This window comes from Streptomyces vietnamensis, assembly GCF_000830005.1.
Classification (GTDB): domain Bacteria; phylum Actinomycetota; class Actinomycetes; order Streptomycetales; family Streptomycetaceae; genus Streptomyces; species Streptomyces vietnamensis.
The window spans coordinates 782,731-805,024 of the sequence record NZ_CP010407.1 but is presented as its reverse complement, the minus strand read 5'-3'; the positions used below and the strand labels follow the sequence as shown (position 1 = coordinate 805,024).

The 22,294-nt window shown below is 74.9% G+C and carries 10 protein-coding genes; 9 read left to right on the top strand and 1 reads right to left on the bottom strand.

From position 1 onward, the window contains the following. Nucleotides 1–9: 9 nt before the first annotated feature. Nucleotides 10–1,395 carry an MFS transporter gene (locus tag SVTN_RS03455; RefSeq protein WP_078908172.1) on the top strand — a complete coding sequence of 462 codons (1,386 nt, stop codon included), beginning with the start codon at nucleotides 10–12 and terminating at the stop codon, nucleotides 1,393–1,395. Between the two features lie 53 nt (nucleotides 1,396–1,448). Here the strand turns inward: SVTN_RS03455 and SVTN_RS03450 are convergent, their stop codons facing one another. Beyond that, nucleotides 1,449–2,438 (bottom strand): AIR synthase-related protein, encoded by a 990-nt coding sequence (locus SVTN_RS03450; RefSeq protein ID WP_052498925.1) that lies wholly within the window; start codon nucleotides 2,436–2,438, stop codon nucleotides 1,449–1,451. A gap of 187 nt (nucleotides 2,439–2,625) precedes the next feature. Here SVTN_RS03450 and SVTN_RS03445 point away from each other — a divergent pair, with 187 nt between their 5' ends. From SVTN_RS03445 to SVTN_RS03410, 8 genes are all read left to right on the top strand, one after another. Beyond that, nucleotides 2,626–4,173, top strand: coding sequence for an MFS transporter (locus SVTN_RS03445; RefSeq protein WP_052498924.1), 1,548 nt, complete (start codon nucleotides 2,626–2,628; stop codon nucleotides 4,171–4,173). 192 nt (nucleotides 4,174–4,365) lie between these two features. Next, nucleotides 4,366–4,794, top strand: coding sequence for an ester cyclase (locus SVTN_RS03440; protein ID WP_041127750.1), 429 nt, complete (start codon nucleotides 4,366–4,368; stop codon nucleotides 4,792–4,794). Nucleotides 4,795–4,811: 17 nt separating this feature from the next. Next, on the top strand, nucleotides 4,812–7,052 hold the full coding sequence (locus SVTN_RS03435; RefSeq protein WP_159026411.1) for an acyltransferase domain-containing protein: 2,241 nt from the start codon (nucleotides 4,812–4,814) through the stop codon (nucleotides 7,050–7,052). Beyond that, entirely contained in the window at nucleotides 7,049–13,639 is a 6,591-nt protein-coding gene (locus tag SVTN_RS03430; RefSeq protein WP_041127748.1) for a non-ribosomal peptide synthetase, read from the top strand. Before SVTN_RS03435 ends, SVTN_RS03430 begins: the two co-directional genes overlap by 4 nt. Beyond that, entirely contained in the window at nucleotides 13,632–16,685 is a 3,054-nt protein-coding gene (locus SVTN_RS03425; RefSeq protein WP_078908168.1) for a type I polyketide synthase, read from the top strand. The genes SVTN_RS03430 and SVTN_RS03425 overlap by 8 nt, the downstream gene beginning before the upstream one ends. Next, nucleotides 16,682–21,106 carry a non-ribosomal peptide synthetase gene (locus SVTN_RS03420; protein WP_052498922.1) on the top strand — a complete coding sequence of 1,475 codons (4,425 nt, stop codon included), beginning with the start codon at nucleotides 16,682–16,684 and terminating at the stop codon, nucleotides 21,104–21,106. The genes SVTN_RS03425 and SVTN_RS03420 overlap by 4 nt, the downstream gene beginning before the upstream one ends. A 51-nt stretch (nucleotides 21,107–21,157) precedes the next feature. Next, nucleotides 21,158–22,057, top strand: coding sequence for a class I SAM-dependent methyltransferase (locus SVTN_RS03415; RefSeq protein ID WP_041127747.1), 900 nt, complete (start codon nucleotides 21,158–21,160; stop codon nucleotides 22,055–22,057). Beyond that, the gene (locus SVTN_RS03410) at nucleotides 22,054–22,260 is read left to right on the top strand and encodes an MbtH family protein (RefSeq protein ID WP_041127746.1); all 207 of its coding nucleotides are present in this window, start codon (nucleotides 22,054–22,056) and stop codon (nucleotides 22,258–22,260) included. Before SVTN_RS03415 ends, SVTN_RS03410 begins: the two co-directional genes overlap by 4 nt. Nucleotides 22,261–22,294: the final 34 nt, after the last annotated feature.

Here is a 22,294-nt window from a genome sequence, read left to right as displayed (position 1 = left end):
CGGAGCCAGATGACCACCGCAGCTGTCGAGGGCGCCCAGGCGCCGGCCCGGCCGGGCGTCCCGCCCGCGGCGGACCCCGCCCACCCGGGTGCAGGGGCCGGACTGCCCCGGCGGGTGAGCACCGGATACGCCGTCGGCGCCCTCGCCTCGGGCACCTTCACCACCCTGCCGGGGCTCCTGCTGCTGCCGTACTTCACCGACACCCTCGGGGTCGCGGCGGCCGCCGCCGGTCTCGCCGTGCTCCTGCCCAAGGCCTGGGTGGCCGTGCTCAACCCCCTGGTGGGCAGGGTCAGCGACCGGACGCGATCGCGCTGGGGCGCCCGCCGCCCGTACGTCCTGTGCGGCGGCCTCGCCATGGCCGCGGCGTTCGCGCTGATGTTCTCCGGGCTCGCGCACGGCACCGCGGGCGCCTGGCTGACGGAGGGCGGCTTCCTGCTGACGGCCACCGCGTTCGCCTTCTTCCAGATCCCGTACGCCGCGATGCCGGCCGAACTCGGCGCGCACCGCCGGGACCAGGTACGGCTCGCCGCGGGCCGCGTCGCGGTGATCGGCATCGCCGCGCTCGTCGCCGGCTCCGTCGCGCCCGCGCTCGTCGAGGCGGGCGGCGGGGGAGTGGCGGGCCACCGCTGGGCGGGGCTCTTCGGCGCGGCGGTGATCGCGGCCGGGGCCCTCGGCGTCTTCCTCGGCACCGCCGGCGCCCGGCCGGGACCGGTCCTGGCGAGCGAACCGAGCCTCCTGCGCCAGCTGCGGGTGGCGCGGGGCGACGCGCCGTTCATGGCGCTGCTGCGGGCGGCCACCGTGCAGACCGTCGCCACCGGAGTGCTGCTCGCCGGCGCGCCGTACCTCGCCCGCCAGGTCCTCGGCGGCGCGGGATGGACCGGCGCCCTCGTCGCCTGCTTCGTCGCGCCGAACTTCGTCTCGACGCCCGTCTGGTCGCGGCTCGGCGTCCGGCTCGGCGGCCGCCGCGCCTACACCGCCTCCTGCATGCTGTTCTCGGCGGGATGCGTGCTCGTCCTCGTGGCGCCGGTGCTGCCGGTGCCGGTTCCGGTGGTGCTCGCCGGGATGCTCCTCGCGGGGACCGGACACGCGGGACAGCTGCTGTTCCTGTACGCCATGCTGCCGGAGTGCATCGCCCGCGCGGCGGAGCGCACCGGCACGCGCGGCGGAGGCCTGCTCGCCGGGCTGTTCTCCACGGGCGAGGCCGTCGGCCTGGCCGTGGGTCCGTTCCTCTTCGCCCTGGTCCTGCAGGCCTTCGGCTATCTGTCCTCGGACAGCGGCCGGGCGGTCGAGCAGACGTCCCTGGCCGAACTGGGCATCCTGGTGGGGATGGCGGTGGTCCCCGTGCTGGCGACGGCGATCGCGGCGGTGTCGCTGCGCGGATACCGCAGCAACTAGAGCGGATACCGCGGCAACGAGAAGAGCCGACGCGCCCGATGGGCCTCCGGCGCCTAGAAGAGCCGCCGTGCGGGCGCGTTCACCGGCGCCGGCAGGGCGCGCGCCGTGCCGTCCGCGTCCCGTACCTCCACGGGCCCGGCGAGCCGCTCCGCGGGGGCGGTGACACGGCCGACGAGCGCGGCCCACCTGCCGTACCGGTGGGAGCGCAGCGCGGCCAGGACGCCGGCGGCGGCCTCCGGGGAGACGACGAGACAGAGGCTGCCCGGGCTCGCCGCGTCCCAGGGGGCGATGCCGAGGGTCTCGAGCGCGACCCGCGTCTCGGCCCGCACCGGCAGCGCGTCCCCGTCGATCCGGATGCCGGCGCGTCCCCGGGCCCCGAAGGACCGCAGTACGGAGGCGAGTCCGCCCTCGTTGAGCTCGGCGGCCGCCCGTACCGCACCCTCGTACCCGCCCGCGCGGACGGTGTCGAGCAGACCGGTCAACGGCGCGCAGCCACTGGCCACATGGTGTTCGAAACCCAGGCCCGCGCGCAGCGACAGCAGATGCGCCTCGTGGTCCCCGAGGGGGCCCGTCACCAGGACCCGGTCGCCCGGCCGGATGCCCGGACGTGCCCCGTCCGGCGGGCAGGGGGCGGCGGTCCCGATTCCGGTGGCCGTGACGTAGACCCGGTCGGCGTCCCCGGCCCGTACCACCCGCCCGTGGACGGCCGCGACGGTGACCCCGGACTCATGGACGGTGTCGCGCAGCGACTCGGCGAGCCGGCGCAGCAGTTGCCGCGGCAGCCCCGCCTCCACGGTCAGCGCGAGGGCCACGGTCCGCGGCCGTGCTCCGGCCGCGGCCAGGGAGTTCACCACGCCGCTCACCGCGAGCCGGCCGACATCGGCGCCGCCGAAGAACGGCGGATCGCACACGTACGTGCCGGTGACGACGGACGGGGCGAAGCCCGTCGGTGCGGCGGGTGCCGCGCCGACGAGGCCCCCGAGCTCCTCGATGACCAGGGCTGCGGGATCGTCGTCGAGCCCCGTCTGCCGATCGTGCGCCATGGGGTGGTCTCCTCCTTCGCCGGGCGCCCGAGGGTACGGTCCGCCGCCGCGGAACCGGCGCCCCCGCACCCGGGATAGGGGACCCCTAATCACCCCTTTCCTCGTTGTCGCCGGTCGGGGGCCGCCCCTACGTTCGACACGTACCTTCCGTCGTAGAGCGGCGCACACGGCCGCGCGAGGAGTTGTGGTGGACAAGAGGGAGCACCCGCGCAGGTGGGCGATTCTGGCCGTGCTGGCGGTCGCCGTGTTCGTCGTGTCGATCGACTCGACCGTACTCAACGTGGCGCTGCCGACCCTGGGCAGAGAGCTGGACGCGGGTACGAGTGAACTCCAGTGGATGGTGGACGCGTACTCGCTCGTCCTCGCGGGCCTGCTGCTCCTGGCCGGCAGCCTGTCCGACCGGTTCGGCCGCAAGCGGCTGCTGATCATCGGTCTGCTGCTGTTCGGCGCGGCGTCGGTGGCCGCCGCCTTCTCCACCGAGTCCTGGGAGCTGATCGCGGCCCGGGCGCTCATGGGCGCCGGAGCCTCGGCGTTCATGCCCGGAACGCTCTCCATCCTGGTGCACGTCTTCTCCGAGGAGGAGCGCCCCAAGGCGATCGGCGTCTGGGGCGCGGTGACGGCCCTCGGCGCCGTCACGGGACCGCTCATCGGCGGCGCCCTGCTCGACCACTTCTGGTGGGGCTCGCTCTACCTCGTCAACGTGGTCGTCGTCGCCGCCGCCGTGCTCGGCGCGGCCGTCCTCGTGCCCGAGTCCACCGACCCGGGGTCCCACCCGCTGGACCCGCTCAGCACGCTGCTCTCCATCGTGGGCGTCTCGGCGCTCGTGTACGGCGTCATCGAGCAGCCGCGGTTCGGCTGGTCGTCCCCCGAGGTCCTCGCCGGGCTGATCGGAGGCGCGGTCGTGACGGTCCTGTTCTTCGTGCGGCAGGCGACGGCGCGGCACCCGATGATCGACCTGGCGGTGGTGCGCAACCGGAGGTTCCTGGGCTCCAGCGGCACCATGGCCGTCCTCATGTTCGCCCTCACCGGCAGCCTGTTCGTCCTCACGCAGCAGTTCCAACTGGTCCTCGGCTACTCGCCGTTCGCTGCGGGCGCCGCCATCCTGCCCCTCGCGGTGGCGCTGATGATCTGCTCCCCGCTCTCCCCGGTCCTCGCCAAGGCCCTCGGCGTGCGCAACACCGTCGTCCTCTCGCTGCTCGTCCTCGCCGCCGGATACGCGGGCTTCGCCCTCTTCACCGAGGAGTACGGATACGGCGCCATGGTCGGGGCGATGGCCCTGGTCGGCGCGGGCATGGGGCTCTCGCAGCCGCTCGTCAACGACGTCCTCATGACGGCGGGCCCCCCGGAGAAGTCCGGTCTGCTCTCGTCGATGAACGACACCGTGCAGGAGATGGGTGCCGCGTTCGGCGTCGCGGTCGTCGGCAGCGTGCTCGCCGCCCGGTACGCGGCCGCGTACACACCGGACGGGCCGGAGGCCGCCACGCACTCCCTCGACCAGGCGCTGGAGGCGGCGAAGACGCTGCCCGACGCGACGGCCCGGGCGACCGTCGACGCCGCCAAGTCGGCCTTCTCGCAGGCGTTCTCGGCCTCGGCGGCGGTGTGCGCGGGCGTGGCGGTCCTCGGAGCCGTGGCCGCCGCCGTCCTGCTGCCCGGGCTGCTGGGCGGCCCCGAGACCGACGACACCCCGGAGGCGGCCGCCGCCGAGGCGCCGGCCACCCGTCAGAGCGTCGCCTGACGCCCCCTCACCACCCCCCCATGAGCAGGCCGCCCACGCGTTCCCCCACGCGTGGGCGGCCTGCTTTTCCGCTGCCCGGACCCCGGCCGCGGTCGGGGTGGGGCGGGCAGCGGTAGGGGACGGATAGGGGTGCCCTCGAATCGAACGGATGCGTAGCGTTTTCACGTAGACATCCGTTCGAAAGGGAATTCCGTGACCCAGACCCAGGAAGAACTCGAAAAAGTCCTGCACCGCTACATCGACGAACTCCTCAACGGGCACAAGGACGAACTCGTCGAGGAATTCATGCACCCTGAGTTCCGTCATTTCACCGACGAGAGCGCGCTCGCCCTGGAGAACGACGGGACCGACCTGGAGGGCATCAAGGCCGGTCTGATCGAGGTCCGCGAGAAGCTGGCCCCGCACTACAGCGCCGAGATCGTGCGCTGGGAGGGCGACATCGCCCACCTCGCCTGGAAGACGACCGTGACCCACCAGGGCTACATCTTCGACCGCGAGCCCACCGGAAAGACCTTCACCCTCACGTACACGGGCAAGACCCGTTTCAAGGACGGAAAGATCTACCAGGCCCAGAACTACTGGGACCCGCAGCAGGCCCTTTCCGTCATCGACGGCGACTGAAGGGCCGGAGCGCACCAGTGACGACATCGACTCGGGCCGGCCACGCGACGGTGGCGGCCGACGCAGCGCGCGCCCACGGCACGGGCCGCACCGCCCTCGTCTTCTCCGGACAGGGCAACCAGTGGCCGGGCATGGGGCAGGGCCTCATCGCCCACGAGCCGTCCGCACGGGCCGTGCTCGAGGAGGCGGACGCCGTCCTGCGCCCCGCCACCGGATGGTCGCTCCTCGGCGAACTGGCCGCATCCCAGGAGGAGTCACGGCTTGAGGACCCGGCGGTCCTCCAGCCCACGCTGGTCGCGCTGCAGATCGCCCTCGCGCGGCTGCTGGCCGAACGGGGCGTCGTCGCCGACGTCTTCGTCGGCCACAGCCTCGGCGAGATCGCCGCCGCTGCCGCCGCCGGAGCCCTGGACCTGGCCGACGCGCTGCGCCTGGCCAGGCTCCGCGGCGAACTCATGCGCCGGGCCGTGGGCACCGGACGCACCGCGCTCCTCGGCGTCGACGCCGAGACGGCCGCGGCGCTCATCGCCCGCCACGGCGGCGGAGCGGACATCGCCGCCTGGAACGCGCCCGGCTCCACCCTCGTCGCGGGAGAGGCCGCGACCGTGCGGGCCATGGTCGACGAGCTGGCCGCGCAGGAGGTGTTCGGCCGGCTGCTGCCGGGCGACATCGCCTTCCACAGCCGCTTCCTCGAGCCCCTGCGCGAGGAGTTCGCCGCGGCGGCGCCGGGCATCCGGCCGCGCGCCACCACCGCCACCCTCGTCTCCACGGTGACCGGCGAGGTCGTCGAGGGCCCGGCCCTCGACCACGCCTACTGGGCCGACAACCTGCGCCGCCCCGTCCGCTTCGTCCAGGCCGTCGACACCCTCGTCGACCTCGGCTGCCGCACCTTCGTCGAGGTCGGCGCGCACCCGACCCTGTCACCCTCGCTCACCGAGTGCTGCACGGCACGGGGCGTCGACCCCCTCGTCCTGCCCACGCTGCGGCGCGGCGAGGGCGAACAGGAGAACGTCCTGCGGACCGTGTGGGAACTGCGCCGGACCGGCGCGGCCCGGACGCACGGCGCGGGCAAGGTCCGGTTCCTCGCGGCGGCCGGCACCGAGGCCCCCCGTATCGCCCTGCGCGGACGGGCCGCCCAGTTCGCCGCCGGCGTCACGGCCACCGCCATGACCGCCCTCGAAACGGCGGGCGGGGCGACGGCACCGGCGGACCCGGAGCGGCGGAGCGTCTCGGTCGACTGGGACACGACCGAGGACCTGGCGCCCGCGGAGGCGTCCGTCGTCGCAGGGCCCGTCGCCCCGGGCGCCGCCACCGTCGCCGCGTACGGCCGCACCACCGGATCCGGCTGGACCCGGCTGCTCACCGCACGGCACGAGGCGCCCGCCCCGGCGGACGCAGGACCGCCGGACCTCGCCGAGCTGACCGGACGCTGCACCACCCCGCGCACCGTGGCCGACACCGCCGCCGACACCGCCTGGCACGCCGGGGACGAGGTCCTCGTACGGCTGCGCCGGGGCATCGCCCCCGGGCGGCGCTCCGCGCTCGACGTGGCCTTCCGGATCACCGCCGCCGTACTCGGTGCCCACGCGCCGCTCTCCGCCCGGGGCATCGAGCCGTACGACACCGAGGCCGGGCCCCGCTGGGTGCACATCGCCCGGACCGGGGACGGCACCGCGACGACCACGGTCATGGCCGAGGACGGCGGCCCCCTCCTGCGCATCGCGCGGTCCGCCTGGCGCGACCGGACGCCCGGCGGCAGCCCGACGGAAGAGGCACCCTCCGCCGCGCGGCAGGACACGGAGGAGAAGGTCGACCCGAGCACGCTCGCGGCCGCCGACCCCGCCACCCGTGTCGCCCTGCTCACCGAGCGGGTGCGCCGGGTCGCCGCCGCCGCGCTGCGCACCACCGTCGACCGGATCCCGGCCCAGCGGCCCCTGAGCAAGCTCGGCATGGACTCGGTGATGGGCCTGGAGCTGCGACGCACCCTCGAAGCCGACTTCGGCGTCGAGATCGGACTCGTCCGCATCCTGCGCGGCGCCACGGCCGCGGACCTCGCCGCCGACATCGCCGACGGGCTCGCACCGCAGCCGACGCCCGGCACGACACACGACCAGCGGGAACCCGGCCACGGCCCGGGACTGCCCGACCTCGACGACCCCGCGGACATCGAGCGGCTCCTCGCCGACCTCGACGCGCTCTCCCCGGAGGAGGTGGACTCGCTGCTCGGCCGACTGGCCGGTGACGCAGCGGGCGAGATATGACGACACACCAGGCCCCGCCCGCGACGGGCACCGCCGCCGCCACCCCGGACGAGCGACGCGCCCTTCTCCGCGCCGAGCTGCTGCGCCGGGCCGCCGCCCGGCCCGCCGCCGCCCCGCCCACCACCCACCCGGTGTCCGAGGGCCAGCGCGCCCTGTGGCTGTTCGAGCAGATGCACCCCGGCAGCCCCGCCTACCACCTCTGCTTCGCGGCCCGCGTCAGCGGACCGCTGGACGCGCCGGCCCTGCGCACCGCGCTGCAGGCCGTCCTCGACACCCACCCCGTGCTGCGCACGGCCGTCCTCCAGGACGGGGAGCGACTCGTCCAGCGCGTCACCACCGGCGCCCGGGTCGACTTCACCGAGGAGGACCTGACCGGCCGCGACGACACCGAGGTCGACGCCGCCGTCACCGCGTTCGTCGAGCGCCCCTACGACCTGGCCCAGGGTTCCTTCCTGCGCTGCCGGCTGCTGCGGCTCGGCGAGGACCGGCACGTGCTCCTCCTCGGCACCCACCACATCGCGGCCGACCTGTGGGCCTTCTCGCTGATCCTCCGGGACCTCCAGCAGGCCTACCCGGCGGCACGCGCCGGGCGCCCCGTCGCCCTCGCGCGGCCGGCCGCCGACTACCGGGAGTACGTCGACCGGCAGCGCGAGTTCGTCGACGGGGCCCGGGGCGCCGCGAGCGCCGCCTACTGGGCGGAGCGCCTGGCCGGCGAGGTCCCCCGCCTCGAACTGCCCGCCGACCGCCCCCGCCCCGCCCGCCCCGGCCACCGCACCGCCGTGCACGCCTTCACCCTCGACGCGGACGTCACCGCGGGCCTCCGCCGCGTCGCCCGCGAGACGGGCGGCACCCTCTACACGGCCGTCCTGTCGGTGTTCAACCTGCTGATGCACCGCTACACCGGCCAGGACGACATCTGGCTCGGCTCGGTCTCCACCGGCCGCGGCAGGGCCGCCTTCGAGGACGTCGTCGGCTACTTCGCCAACCTGATGGTGCTGCGCACCCGGATCGAGCGGGAGCAGACCTTCCGCTCCCTCCTGGAGCAGGTCCGCGAGACCGCGCTCGACGCCATGGAGCACCAGGACTACCCGTACCCGCTCGTGGCCGAGCAGGCCGCCCAGAGCGGCCGGGGCGGCGGCCTGTTCGACGTCGCCTTCTTCTACGAGTCCACCTCCTCGGCGTCCGAGCAGGGCCTCTCCCTCTTCGCCACCGGCGCCGCCGGAGCCCGGCTCACCGTCGGCGACCTCGTCATGGAGCCCCACCCGGTGCCCGTCCAAGGCAGCGAGCACGACCTGTCGGTCTTCGCCGAAGAGGTCGACGGCCGGGTCAGCTGCTCCCTGCGCTACGCCACCGACCTGTTCGACCCCGAGACCGCGCAGGGACTCGGCCGCCACTTCCAGGCCCTGGCCGCCGCCTGCGCCGCCCGCCCCGACAGCCCCCACGCCCTGCTGCCGATGCTCTCGGACGACGACCGCCGGCAGGTCCTCACCGACTGGAGCCGCCCCGGCGACCCGGCCGCCCTGGCCCACCGGGGCGTCCACGAGCTGGTCCTCGCCCAGGCCGCCCGCACCCCGGACGCCCCCGCCGTCGAGAGCGGCGACGAGCGGCTCACGTACCGCGAACTGGTGGAGCAGGCCGAGGCGCTGGCGCTCGTCCTGCGCGCCCACGGCGTCGGCCCGGAGACCAAGGTCGGCCTCACCGGCGACGGCACCCCCCGGCTCTTCGTCGGCCTCCTCGCCATCCTGATGGCGGGCGGCGCGTACATCCCCCTCGACCCGACGTACCCGGTCAAGCGCCTGGAGTACATGATCGAGGACTCCTCGGTGGCCCTGCTCCTCGCCCAGCGCGCGGTGCTCGGCAGGCTGCCGGCGGTGGACGTGCCGGTCCTCTGCCTCGACGACGAGCACGAGCCGCCCGTGCCCGCCCCCGCGCTCCCCGAGCCCGACGGCGGCCGCCTCGCGTACGTCATCTACACCTCCGGGTCGACCGGCCGCCCCAAGGGCGTGATGGTCGAGCACGCGGGCCTCGTCGACTTCGACCTGGCGCACCGCGAGTCGATGCCGCCGCGGCCCGGCCGGCGCGTCCTGCAGAACGCCTCCATCAGCTTCGACGTCAGCACCTGGGAATGGATGATGGCGCTCACCACCGGAGGCACCCTGGTGGTCGCCCCGCGCGAGGAGCTCCGCCCGGGCCCGCCGCTCGTCGACACCATCCGGCGCGAACGCGTCACCACCCTCAGCGCCACCCCGTCCGTCCTCGCCACGATGGACCCGGCCGACCTGCCGACCGTCACCGAACTCACCTCGGTCGGCGAGGCCGTCTCGGCCGAACTCGTCCGGACCTGGTCACCGGGGCGGCGCATCGTCAACGCCTACGGCCCGACCGAGATCACGGTCTTCTGCACCACCGAGGTCTGCGTCCCCGACGGCACCCTCCCGCCGATCGGCCGCGCCCTGCCCGGCACCGAGCTGTACGTCCTCGACGCGGACCTGCGCCCCGTACCGCCCGGCGTCGTCGGCGAGCTGTACCTCGGCGGCACCGGCGTCACCCGCGGCTACCAGAACCGGCCCGACCTGACCGCCGACCGCTACGTCCCGCACCCCTTCTCGGACGTCCCCGGGGCCCGCGTCTACCGCACCGGCGACCGCGTCCGCTTCGACCGCCACGGCACCCTGCACTACCTGGGCCGGGCCGACCACCAGGTCAAGATCCGCGGCGTACGCATCGAACCGGCCGAGGTGCAGGACGCCCTCGAAGCGCACCCCGGCGTCCGGGAGGCGGTCGTCATGGCCCGGCCCGGCCGCGACGGCCGGCTGATCCTCGCCGGATACGTGCTGAAGGAGGCGACCGCGCAGGAGCCCCCCACGGTCGGCGCGCTCCGCTCCCACCTGGCCGAGCGCCTCACCTCCGCGATGATCCCCTCCCACCTGTTCGTCATGGACGCCTTCCCGCTGAACCCCAACGGCAAGGTGGACCGGGCCCTGCTCCCCGCCCCGGAGGACCTGCCGGACGACGGCACCCCGGAAGCACTGCCGCCCACCACACCCAGCGAGAAGACCGTCGCGGAGGTGTGGAGCGAGCTCCTCGGCGCCGAGCGGATCGCCGCCGACGCCAACTTCTTCGAACTGGGCGGCCACTCCCTCCTCGCCATCCAGGCCGCCTCCCGCCTCCACGAGGCCACCGGCGTCGAACTCCCGCTGCGCGAGCTCTTCGACGCCCCCGTCCTGCGGGACGTCGCCGCACGCATCGACGCGCTCGCCGACGCCGGCCGGGCCGCGACCGACCCGGCGGCCAGGACCGAACCGATCCCGCGCCTCGAGCGCGGACCGGAGGGACTGCCCCTCTCCTCCGCCCAGCAGCGGATGTGGTTCGTCGAGCAGCTCGCACCGGGCGGCCTCGCGTACCGCATCGCCGGCGAGCTCCACCTCGAAGGACCCGTGGACCCCGAGGCCCTGCGCGCGGCGCTGACCGAGGTCGTCGCCCGCCACGAGGCGCTGCGGACCGTGTACGTCGCCGTGTCGGGCGAGCCGCGCCAGGTCGTCACCGAGGGCCTGCCCGACGGGATCCTGCCCGAGACCGACCTCTCCGGGCTCGCCGCCGACGCCCGGGAGGCCGCGCGGAAGGAGCACACCGCCTCCTTCAACCGGCGGCCCTTCGACCTCACCCGCTCCCCACTCCACACCCAGCTGATCAAGCTGGCCGAGGACCGGTACGTGGTGCAGCTGTCCGTGCACCACATCGCCGCCGACGGCTGGTCGATGCGCCTCGTCGTCCGCGAACTGTCCGCCCTCTACGCGGCCTTCGCGCAGGGCGAGCGGGACGCATCCGCCGTGCTCCCCGACACGGTCGTGCAGTACGCGGACTTCGCCGGGATGCAGACGCGGCACCAGAACGGCGCCGACGGGGAGGCCGAACTCGCGCACTGGACCGAGGTGCTGGCCGGCGCCCCCGCCGCCCTCGACCTGCCCACCGACCGCCCGCGCCGGGACCGGCAGGACCGGCCCGCGGCCCGGGAGCGGCGCACGGTCGCCGCCGGCCTGGCCGAGCGGCTGCGGAGCCTCGCCGGCGAGGAGAACGCCTCGCTCTCCATGGCGCTGCTCACCGCGTACAACGCCCTCCTGTCGCGGTGGTCGGGCCAGGACGACGTCGTCGTCGGCATGCCCGTCGCCGGCCGGGCCCGCAAGGACCTGGAGCACAGCGTCGGCCTGTACGTGAACACCGTCGCCGTCCGCACCGACACCTCCGGCGCCCCCGCCTTCCGCGAGCTGCTGCGCCGGGTCAGGACCAAGGCCCTGGACGCCGACGCCCACCAGGGAGTGCCCTTCGAGCGGATCGTCGACCGGCTCGCCCCGGACCGGGACCTCACCCGCACCCCCGTCTTCCAGGTGCTGTTCAACATGCTCAACCTGGACGACTCCCACCCGCCGATCCCCGGCGTACGCACCCGGCTCGTCGGCACCGAGGACCTCAGCGCCCGCTTCGACCTGACACTGTACGTCCGGCCCGCGGCCGACGGCTCGCTCGGCCTCGACCTGGTCCACGACGCCTCGCTCTTCGAGGCCCGGACCGTCACGGCCTTCCTCGACCAGTTCGAGGCGCTGCTCGCCGCCGTCGTGGCCGAGCCCGAACGCCCCCTGGACGAACTGGTCCCGCCCCGGCCGGCCACGCTGCCCGACCCCGGCCGGCCGCTGCCGCCGGAGCCGTGGACGGCCGCGGTCCACGAGCGGTTCGCCGCCACGGCCGCCGCACGGCCCGGCACCGTCGCCCTCCGGCACCGGGGCACGGAGCTGACGTACGGCGAACTCGCCGGCGCCGTCGACTCCCTCGCCGCCGAACTGCACGCCGCGGGGACCGGCCGGGGCGACGTCGTGGCCGTGCACGCCGAGCGGAGCCCCGCCCTGGTGGTCGCCGTCCTGGCCGCGCTCCGCTCCGGAGCCGCCTTCTCCGTCCTCGACCGCACCCACCCCGCGGAGCGGCGGGAGCAGTGCGCACGGCTCATCCGCGCGAAGGCCTGGCTGGAGACGCGGGCGGGAGAGCCCGAGGTCCTCGGCCCGCCGCCCGTCCTCGTCACCACGGCCACCACCACCGCCACCGGGACGCCGCACCCGGCGCCGGCACGCGTGCCCGCGCTCCCGGCCGACACCGCGTACATCGCCTTCACCTCGGGAACCACCGGCGCCCCCAAGGGAGTCGTGGCGAGCCACGCCCCGCTCGCCCACTTCGTCGACTGGTACACCCGCACCTTCGACGTGAGCGCTGCCGACCGGTTCGCGCTCACCTCGGGCCTCGGCCACGACCCGCTGCTGCGCGACCTGTTCGTCCCGCTGTCGATCGGCGCCCGGCTGCACGTACCGGACGAGGAGGACCGGGCGACCCCGGAGGCCTTCGCCGCCTGGCTGGCCGCCGAGGAGATCACCGTCCTGCACCTCACCCCGCCGATGGCGCGCTTCCTCGCCGGCCTTCCCGACGGCTCCCTGCCGTCGCTGCGGCTGGCCTTCTTCGGCGGCGACGTGCTCACCGGCCGGGAGGCCGCCACCCTGCGCCGCCTGGCGCCGGGCGTCCGGCTGGTCAACTTCTACGGCGCCACCGAGACGCCGCAGGCCCCGGCCTGGCACCCGGTGGGCGAGACCGCCCCCGACGAGGCCGTGCCGCTGGGAACGGGCATCGACGGGGCCCAGCTCCTGGTGATGCGCGGCCGGTTCCCCGCGGCGGTCGGCGAGCTGGGCGAGATCGTCGTCCGCACCCCGTACCTCGCCGAGGGCTACCTCGGCGGCGACGCGTCGGCCCGGTTCACCGCCGACCCGGCGGGCGGCCACGGCGAACGCCTCTACTTCACCGGTGACCTCGGCCGCCACCGGGAGGACGGCACCGTCGTCTTCGCGGGCCGCGCCGACCGCCAGGTGAAGGTACGCGGCCACCGCGTCGACCTCGCCGGCGTGGAGCACTGCCTGCGCGGCCACCCCGCGGTCACCGCGGCCGTGGTGGCACCGGTGTCCGACACCACCGGAGAGCTGTCGCTCGCGGCCTGGGTCACCGTGCAGACCGCCGCGGCCACACCGGCGGACGCCGACGCGCTGCGGACGCACCTGCTCACGCGGCTGCCCGCCGCGATGGTGCCGGGCGTCCTCGACGTGGTCGACGCCTTCCCGCTGACCGCCAACGGCAAGGTCGACGTGGCCCGGCTGCGGGCCCGGCGGCGCGCCGCCGAGCGGGCCGGCACGACCCGCACCCCGGTCACCCGCACCGAGGAACGCGTCCGCGGCCTGTGGCGGGAACTCCTGGACGTCGAGGACATCGGACGGGACGACACCTTCTTCGGCCGCGGCGGCCACTCGCTCCAGCTGGTGCCGCTGCAGACCCGCCTGAGGGAGGAGTTCTCCCTCGACGTACCGGTGGTCGACCTGCTCCGGCACCCGACCGTCGCCGCCCTGGCCCGTCATCTGGACCGCCTCGCCGGAGGCGGGGCCGAAGCGGGCGGGACCGCGGCACACACGAACGACCAGGCCGTACGCGACGAAGCGGCCCAGCGCGCCAGACGGGCCGCCGACCGGCGGCGCCGGATGAGAAGGGGACAGGGGGATGTCTGAGCTTGTGGAACGGCCGGACGCCGAGGCGGACGAGCCGGAGCGGATCGCCGTCGTGGGACTGGCCTGCCGGGTACCGGGGGCCGACGACGCCGACGGATTCTGGGACAACCTGGTACGGGGCGTCGAATCGGTCGAGCGCCTCGACCCGCCCGCCGACGCGCCCGACGGCTATGTGCCGGCCGTCGCCCGGGTGAAGGGCGCCGAGGACTTCGACGCCGCCTTCTTCGGCATGACCCCGCGCGAGGCCGAACTGGCCGACCCCCAGCAGCGGCTCTTCCTGGAGCAGTGCTGGACCGCCCTGGAGGACGCCGGGTGCGACCCGCAGCGCGTCCGGGGCCGGATCGGCGTGTGGGGCGGCACCTCGTTCAACGCGTACCTGGTGCTCAACGTCCTGCCGAGCCTCGACCAGGAGCGGCTGCTCGGCGAGTACCCGGCGGCCCTGCTGCACGGCAACGACAAGGACTACCTGACCAGCCGGGTCGCGCACCGCCTCGGCCTGACCGGCCCCGCCGTGACCGTGCAGACGGCCTGCTCGACCTCGCTCGTCGCGGTCGCCGAGGCCGCCCGGGCCCTGCTCGACTACCAGTGCGACATGGCGCTGGCCGGCGGCGCGTCCCTCAAGCTCCCCCAGGACCGGGGCTACGTGTACGAGACCGGGGGCATCCAGTCGCCCGACGGCTACTGCCGCGCCTTCGACGCGGACGCCGCCGGCACCGTCTTCGGCAGCGGAGTCGGCGTCGTCGCGCTGAAGCGGCTCTCGGACGCCCTCGCCGACGGCGACCGCGTCCACGCCGTGATCCTCGGCGCCGCCGTCAACAACGACGGCGCGCGCAAGACCGGCTACACCGCGCCGAGCGTCGACGGCCAGGTGCAGGTCCTCCACGACGCCTACTTCGCCGCCGACGTCAGCCCCGCGACGATCGGCTACGTGGAGGCGCACGGCACCGGCACCGCCGTCGGCGACCCGGTGGAACTCGCCGCCCTCGACGAGGTGTTCGGCGCCGAGGGCCTGGCCCCCGGCTCCGTGCCGATCGGCTCGGTCAAGACCAACATCGGCCACCTCAACGCCGCGTCCGGGGTCATCGGACTGATCAAGACGGTGCTCGCCGTACGCGAGGGGCAGCTGCCCCCGAGCCTCCACTACCGCAGGCGGAACCCGCGTACGGACGAGAAGTCGCCGTTCGCCGTCAACGACCGCCTGCGCCCCTGGCCCACCGGCGACGGACCCCGCAGGGCGGGCGTCAGCTCCTTCGGCGTCGGCGGCACCAACGCCCACGTCGTCCTGGAGCAGGCCCCTCCCGCCCCGACCGTCGCCCCGGCGGACGGCCGGGACCTCCTCCTCACGGTCTCCGCCCGCACCCCGGACGCGCTGACGGCATCGGCCGGCCGGCTCGCCGAGGCCGTCGAGACCGCCCCCGCAGGACGGCTGCCGGACATCGCGCACACCCTCGCCCACCGGCGCAGGCGCTTCCCGCACCGGGCCGCCGTGATCGCCGCCACGCCCGCCGAGGCCGCCGCCGCCCTGCGGAAGGCCGCCGCCGAACACGCCCCGGGCGACGCCCCGGCCGCCTTCCTCTTCCCCGGCCAGGGCACCCAGTACCAGGGGATGACGGCCGAACTCCTCCGCACCGAGCCCGAGTTCGCACGCCACATCGACGAGGTCGCCGCACTGCTCGCCCCGCACACCGGGATCGACCTGCGCGGCCTGCTGAGCGAACCGGCGGCCCCCGGCGCCGACGACCCGCTGGTCGACACCCGGCTCGCCCAGCCCGCGCTGTTCGCCGTCGAGTACGCCCTCGCGCGCTGGTGGCAGAGCCACGGAGTGCACCCCGCGGCGCTGCTCGGCCACAGCCTGGGGGAGTGGACCGCGGCCTGCCTGGCCGGCGTCTTCACCCTGGAGGACGCCGTTCGCCTGGTCGCCGTCCGCGGGCGCCTGATGGGCGAGCGGCCGCGCGGCGCGATGCTCGCCGTGGAACTGACGGAGGACGAGGCACGCGCCCTGACCGGGCCCGAGCTCGGCATCGCCGCGCTCAACGCGCCGCAGCGGCTCGTGCTCTCCGGCACCGAGGCGGCCGTGGCCCGGGCCGAGTCCGAGCTCGCCGCCCGCGGTGTGGCCGCGAAGCGGCTCGTCACCTCGCACGCCTTCCACTCCGCGATGCTCGACCCGATGGTGGAGCCGTTCGCGGCCGAGGTCGCCCGGGTGACGCTGCACGCCCCCCGCATCCCCTTCGTGTCCAACGTCAGCGGCACGTGGATCACGGACGCCGAGGCGACGGACCCGCGCTACTGGGCGGGCCAGGCGCGTGCCGCCGTACGGTTCGCCGACGGCGTCGCCGAACTCCTCGCCGCCGCCCCGGACGCGGTCCTCCTCGAACTCGGCCCCGGACGCGCCCTGGGACGGTTCGCCGCCCAGGTGGCGGGGGCCGGCCTGCGGCCGGTCAGCACCGTGCGCGGCGCCCGGCAGAACGGCTCGGACCGGCGCCATCTCCTCCAGGCCCTGGGGCAGGCGTGGACGCGCGGCGTCGACGTCGACCTCCCCCGGACCGACGGGGCCAGGGCCGTACCGCTGCCCGGACACCCGATGGAGCGCCGCCGCCACTGGATCGACGCGCGGCGGACCCCGGCGCGGACGGCGGCACCGGCACCGGCGACGTCGACGGAAACGAGCCCGGCGCAGGCTCCGGAGACCGCGACCGACGCCGTGACCGCCCCCGCGGCCGACGCCGTGACCGGCACCGTGTCCGGCGTGCGGGCCGTGCCCGCTGCGGCACCGGCACCCGAGGCGTCCGCCGAAGCCGGGCCCGTCGAGCGGATCACCGCGATCTGGCGGGAGCTGCTCGGCATCGCGGACATCGGCCCCGACGACGACCTGTTCATGCTCGGCGGTGACTCGCTCAACGCCTCCCAGCTCGTCTCCCGGGCCAACCGGCTCTTCCGGGTGGAACTCCCCCTGGAGGACTTCCTGGACGAGCCGACCGTACGGCGGATGGCCGAACTCACCGTCCGCGCACAGACCGACGACCCTGCCGAGGCGGTGGAGCAGTGACCATCCAGACGACCGAACCGCTGTCGTTCGCACAGCAGCGCATGTGGTTCATGGAAGAACTCGTGCCGGGCACCGCCCTTCAGAACATCCCCCTGGCCGTGCGGCTGACCGGCCCCCTCGACGTCGCGGCCGTCGAGGGCGCCTTCCGCGCGGTCGTACGCCGCCACGACACGCTCCGCGCCGCGTTCGGCGTCCATCGCGGCACCCCCGGGCAGGCCGTCCTGGCCCCCGAGGACGCGGAACCCGCCGTCGAGCACGTCGACTTCCGCCGCGGCACGGACACGGACGGCACGGGCACCGACGGCGCGAAGGAGCTCGCCGACTGGCTGACCGCGCAGGCGACCGCTCCGTTCGCCCTCGACCGGCCGCCGCTGCTGCGGATCGGCCTGGCCAGGCTCGCCGACGAGGAGCACGTCCTCGCCCTGACCGTGCACCACATGGTGTGCGACGGCTGGTCCCTCGACGTGCTCATCCGGGAGTTCAACCGGGCCTACACCGCCCTGGCCTCCGGAGGCGCCGGGGACGCCGGGGGCGGCGACCTGCTGCCCGAACCGCCGGTCCGGTACGCCGAGTTCGCGGCCCGCCAGCAGCAGCGGTTCGCCGACGGAGCCATGGACGCCGACCTCGCCTACTGGCGCGAGCGCCTCGCCGGCGACCTGCCGGCCCTGGAACTCCCCACCGACCGGCCCCGCCCCGAGGAGCCCGGCTACCGGGGCGCCCGCGTCCGCCGCGACATCCCGCAGCCGCTCGTCGAAGCCGTCGCCGCCCTCGCCCGCGGCCGCGGCGTCACCCCGTACATGGTGCTGCTCGCGTCCTACGGCGCCCTGCTGCAGCGCTGCGCCGGCCAGAGCGACATCATCGTCGGCACGCCGATCGCGGGCCGCGGCGACGTCGACACCGAGCAGCTGATCGGCCTCTTCGTCAACACCCTCCCGGTGCGCATCGACCTCACCGGCGACCCGGAGTTCGGCGAACTGGTGCGCCGCGTCCGCAAGAGCGCCCTGGGCGCCTACGCCCACCAGGGCCTGCCCTTCGAGAAGATCGTCGAGGACCTGCGCCCCGACCGGGGCAACCACCTCACCCCGCTGTTCCGGACCATGTTCGTCCTCCAGAACGCCACCACCAGCGCCCTCGACCTGCCCGGCCTGACCGCCGAGCCCGTCGAGACGCACAACGGCACCTCCCGCTTCGACCTCCAGCTCATCCTGGGCAGCCGCGCCGACGGCTGGGTCGCCACCCTCGAGTACGACAGCGACCTCTTCGACCGGACCACCGCCGAGCGCATGCTCGACCGCTACCTGGTGCTGCTCGAAGGAGCCGTCGCCGCCCCCGGCACCCGCCTCTCCCGGCTGCCGCTGCTCAGCGGCACCGAACGGCGCAGGGTCCTCGACATCGGCCGCCGGGCGCAGGACTTCCCCGTCGGGGAATGCCTCCACGAGACCTTCCGGCGCCACGCCCTCCGGCGGCCCGAGGCCATCGCCGTCAGCTGTGAGGGCGAGCACCTCGATTACGCCGAACTCGACCGCAGGGCCGAGGCATTGGCCGTACGGCTCCGCGCGGCGGGCGTGGGCCGCGAGTCGCTCGTGGGCCTGTTCCTGGAGCGCGGACTCGACACCGCCGTCGCCATCCTCGGCGTCTTCAAGGCCGGTGGCGCCTACGTCCCCATGGACCCGCTCTACCCGGCGGCCCGGCTGGCCCGGATCCTCGGCGACGCCACCCCGCACGTCCTGATCACCCACGCCTCACTGCGCGAGGCCCTGCCCGCGTACGACGGCCACCTCCTGGTCCTCGACCGGCCCGAGGAGCCCTTCCCCGATCCGGCCCGCCCCGTGCCCCCGCGGGACCCGGCGCCGCTCGCGCCCGACAACACCGCGTACATCATCTACACCTCGGGATCCACCGGCACGCCCAAGGGAGTGCAGGTCACCCACGCCACGGTGGCCCGGATGTTCGCGGCCATGCAGGCCACCTCCACGTACGACTTCGACGAGAACGACGTCTGGCCGATGCTCCACAGCTACGCCTTCGACGTCTCCGTCGTCGAGATGTGGGGAGCCCTGCTGCACGGCGGCCGGCTCGTCGTCGTGCCGCAGGAGACCGCCCGCGACCCCGAGGCGTACTACGCGATGGTCCGCGAGGAGGGCGTCACCGTCCTCAACCAGACCCCCTCCGCCTTCGTCCACTTCGCCGCCGTCGACGCCCGGCACGACCCGGACGACCTCCCGCTGCGCGTCATCGTCTTCGGCGGCGAGGCACTGGAGTCCGGCGTCCTCGCGAGCTGGTTCGAGCGGCACGGCGACCGGTCCCCGCGCCTGGTCAACATGTACGGCATCACGGAGACCATCCACGTCACCATCCGCGAGATGACCGCCGAGGACGTACGGCTCAACCGGCGCAGCCCCATCGGCCGACCCATGCCCGACATGGAGCTGTACGCCCTCGACGACCTGCTCCAGCCCGTACCCATCGGCGTCACCGGAGAGCTGTACGTCGGCGGTCCCGGCCTGGCGCGCTGCTACTTCCGCGACCCGCGGAAGACCGCCGACCGGTTCGTCCCCCACCCCTTCTCCGACCGGCCCGGCGAGCGCCTCTACAAGAGCGGCGACCTCGCCCGGCTCACCCCCCGCGGCGAGTTCGAGTACGTCGGCCGGGCCGACCACCAGGTCAAGATCCGCGGCTACCGCATCGAGACCGGCGAGGTCGAGGCCGCCCTGCTCGACCACGAGGACGTGCACGCCGCCGTCGTCGTCCCCCAGCAGGGGGCGGACGGCGAGACGCGGCTGTACGGCTACGCCACCCTGGAGCCCGGCGCACGCGCCGGAGAGAGCCCGGAGGACACGGCGGCCGTGCTGCGCGAGCACCTCGCCGAGCGCCTGCCCGCCTACATGGTGCCCACGGCCGTCGTCGTCCTCGACGCCCTGCCGCTCACCGTCAACGGCAAGGTGGACCGCAAGGTCCTGCCCGTCCCCGAGCCGGTCCGCACCGCCTCCGCCACCGCCTACGTCGCCCCGCGCACCGCCACCGAGGCGCGGGTCGCCCGCGCCTGGCGCGAGCTGCTCGGCCTCGACCGGATCGGTGTGCACGACAACTTCTTCGACCTCGGCGGATACTCCCTGCTCGCCACCCGGCTCGTCTTCCGGCTCCGCGAGGAGTTCGACACCGAACTGCCGCTGCGGGTCCTCTTCTCCGACCCGACCGTGGCCGGCATCGCCACCGTGCTCGACGAGGCCGGAGCGGGCGACGACATCCCCGCCGCACCCGTCGAGGCCATGCGCGCCGACATCCACCTCGGCGACGGCATCCACGGCTACACCGCCCACGAACGGCCCGGCGGCGAGAAGGACGTCCTCCTCACCGGAGCCACCGGCTTCCTCGGGGCCTTCCTGCTCGACGCCCTCCTGGAACACACCGACGCCACCGTGCACTGCCTGGTGCGCGCCCAGGACGGGCCCGCCGCCCGGCAGCGCCTGGAGCGGGTGCTCACCGGCTTCGGCCTGTGGGACGAGGCCCGCGCCCACCGCATCCACGCCGTCCCCGGAGACCTCGCCGCCCCCCGCCTCGGCCTCGACCCCGACACCCACCGGGAGCTCGCGGCCCGGATCGACGCCGTCTACCACTCCGGGGCGGCCGTCAACCTCGTGCTGCCGTACGAGGAGCTCAGCCCGGCCACCGTCGAGGGCACCCGCGAAGTGCTCCGGTTCGCCACCGCGACCGGCCGCGCGGCCGTCCACCACGTCTCCACCGTCGGCGTCTTCGCCGGCCCGCCGGCCGACGGCGGAGCGCTGTCGGAGACCGCGGTCACCGGACCGCCGGAGGAACTGCGCCAGGGCTACACCCAGAGCAAGTGGGTCGCCGAGCAGGTCGTCGCGCTCGCCCGGGCGGAGGGCGTCCCCGTGACCGTGCACCGCCCCGCGCGCATCGCCGGCCACACGGTGACCGGGGCCTGCCAGGCCGACGACTTCCTGTGGCGGGTCGTCAAGGGCTGCGTCCAGGCCGGCGCCGTCCCCGAGGGGATCACGGCCGAGGCGGACCTCGTGCCCGTCGACTACGTCGCCCGCGCGATCGTGGCCGTCGCCGCGCGCCCCGAGGCCCTCGGCGGCATCCACCACCAGGTCAACACCCGCCCGGTGCCCCTCGCCGACGTCCTCGACCACGTCCGCGACCACGGCCATCCGCTCGTGGAGAAGAGCCTCGGCGACTGGGTCGAGCTCATCAAGGCCGACCCGGACAACGCGGCCTACCCGCTGCTCAGCCTCTTCGACCCGGCCGGCGGCGGCTTCGTCGCCGTCCGCTTCTCCGACGACGACACCCGGGCCCACCTCGCCGGCACCGGCGTGAGCTGCCCGCCGCTCGACGCGGACCTGTTCCGCACCTACCTCGACTACTTCGTGCGCACCGGGTACCTCCCGGCGCCCCACTGACCACCACCCGACCCACCTGCCGAACCCCTACCGACGGAGACACCGAACCCCATGACCACCGTGACCCAGACCCCGCAGACCGACGCCTCCGAGGTCCCGGGCGCCGACCTGTCCCGCCCCTCCTCGTACTACAAGCCCGGCGAGCACCACGCGCCGGAGAACGAGATCCACCGCCTGCGCCAGCAGGTCGCCGCCTCCTGGCAGAAGGAGGTCCGCACCCTGCGCGAGTTCGGCCTCACCACCGACGCCGACGTCCTGGAGATCGGCCCCGGCCCCGGCTACATCACCGAGCGCCTCCTGGAGGAGATCCCGGACGGCACCCTCACCGCCCTGGAGCTGAACGAGGACCTGATCGAGCACGCCCGCGGCCACCTCACCCCGGCCCGCCCCGAGCAGCTCACCCTCGTCCAGGGCTCCGTCCTGGAGAGCGGCCTGCCCGACGAGAGCTACGACCTCGCCCTGGCCCGCCTGGTCCTCCAGCACGTCCCGCACACCCCCGACGCGCTCGCCGAGATCCACCGCACCCTGCGCCCCGGCGGCAAGCTCGTCGTCACCGACGTCGACGACGCCCTGTGGGGCCTGCTGCACCCGCAGCCCGACCTGCCCGAGTTCGACGAGGTCGTCAAGCTGCGCATCCAGCTCCAGGCGAGCCGGGGCGGCAACCGTCTCATCGGCCGCGAGCTCGGGCAGCTGATGAAGGCCGCGGGCTTCACCGACATCAAGGTCGAGGCGATCGCCATCTCCAGCGAGGAGGTCGGCCTCGACGTCCTCGCCCCGCAGCTGAACGTCCGCTCCCGCACCGCCGCCATGGTCGCCGTCAACCCGGCCGCCCAGCGGCCCTGCGAGGTCACCGCCGACGCCATGGACGAGTTCCTGGCCCGCCCGGACGCCTCGATGATGCTGGTGTTCTTCATGTTCTCCGGCACCAAGCCGGCCGGTGACGCCCGATGACCGCCGCGACCACCGCCCCCACCTGGTCCGTCGTCGTCAACGACGAGGAGCAGCGCTCCGTCTGGCCCTCCGACCAGGAGCCGCCGGCCGGCTGGCACACCGTCGGGTTCACCGGCACCCGCGAGGACTGCCTGGACCACATCGCCGCCGACTGGACCGACCTGCGCCCGCTCGGCCTGCGCCGCCGCATGGGCGAGCGCTGACCCCCTCCCGAACACCTCCCACCACCAGTCCTCA

Bases quoted from the DNA above. Each gene is read 5' to 3' on its own strand.
- SVTN_RS03455 (WP_078908172.1), top strand. From the start codon at position 10: ATGACCACCGCAGCTGTCGAGGGCGCCCAGGCGCCGGCCCGGCCGGGC.
- SVTN_RS03450 (WP_052498925.1), bottom strand. From the start codon at position 2,438: ATGGCGCACGATCGGCAGACGGGGCTCGACGACGATCCCGCAGCCCTG.
- SVTN_RS03430 (WP_041127748.1), top strand. From the start codon at position 7,049: ATGACGACACACCAGGCCCCGCCCGCGACGGGCACCGCCGCCGCCACC.
- SVTN_RS03425 (WP_078908168.1), top strand. From the start codon at position 13,632: ATGTCTGAGCTTGTGGAACGGCCGGACGCCGAGGCGGACGAGCCGGAG.
- SVTN_RS03415 (WP_041127747.1), top strand. From the start codon at position 21,158: ATGACCACCGTGACCCAGACCCCGCAGACCGACGCCTCCGAGGTCCCG.
- SVTN_RS03410 (WP_041127746.1), top strand. From the start codon at position 22,054: ATGACCGCCGCGACCACCGCCCCCACCTGGTCCGTCGTCGTCAACGAC.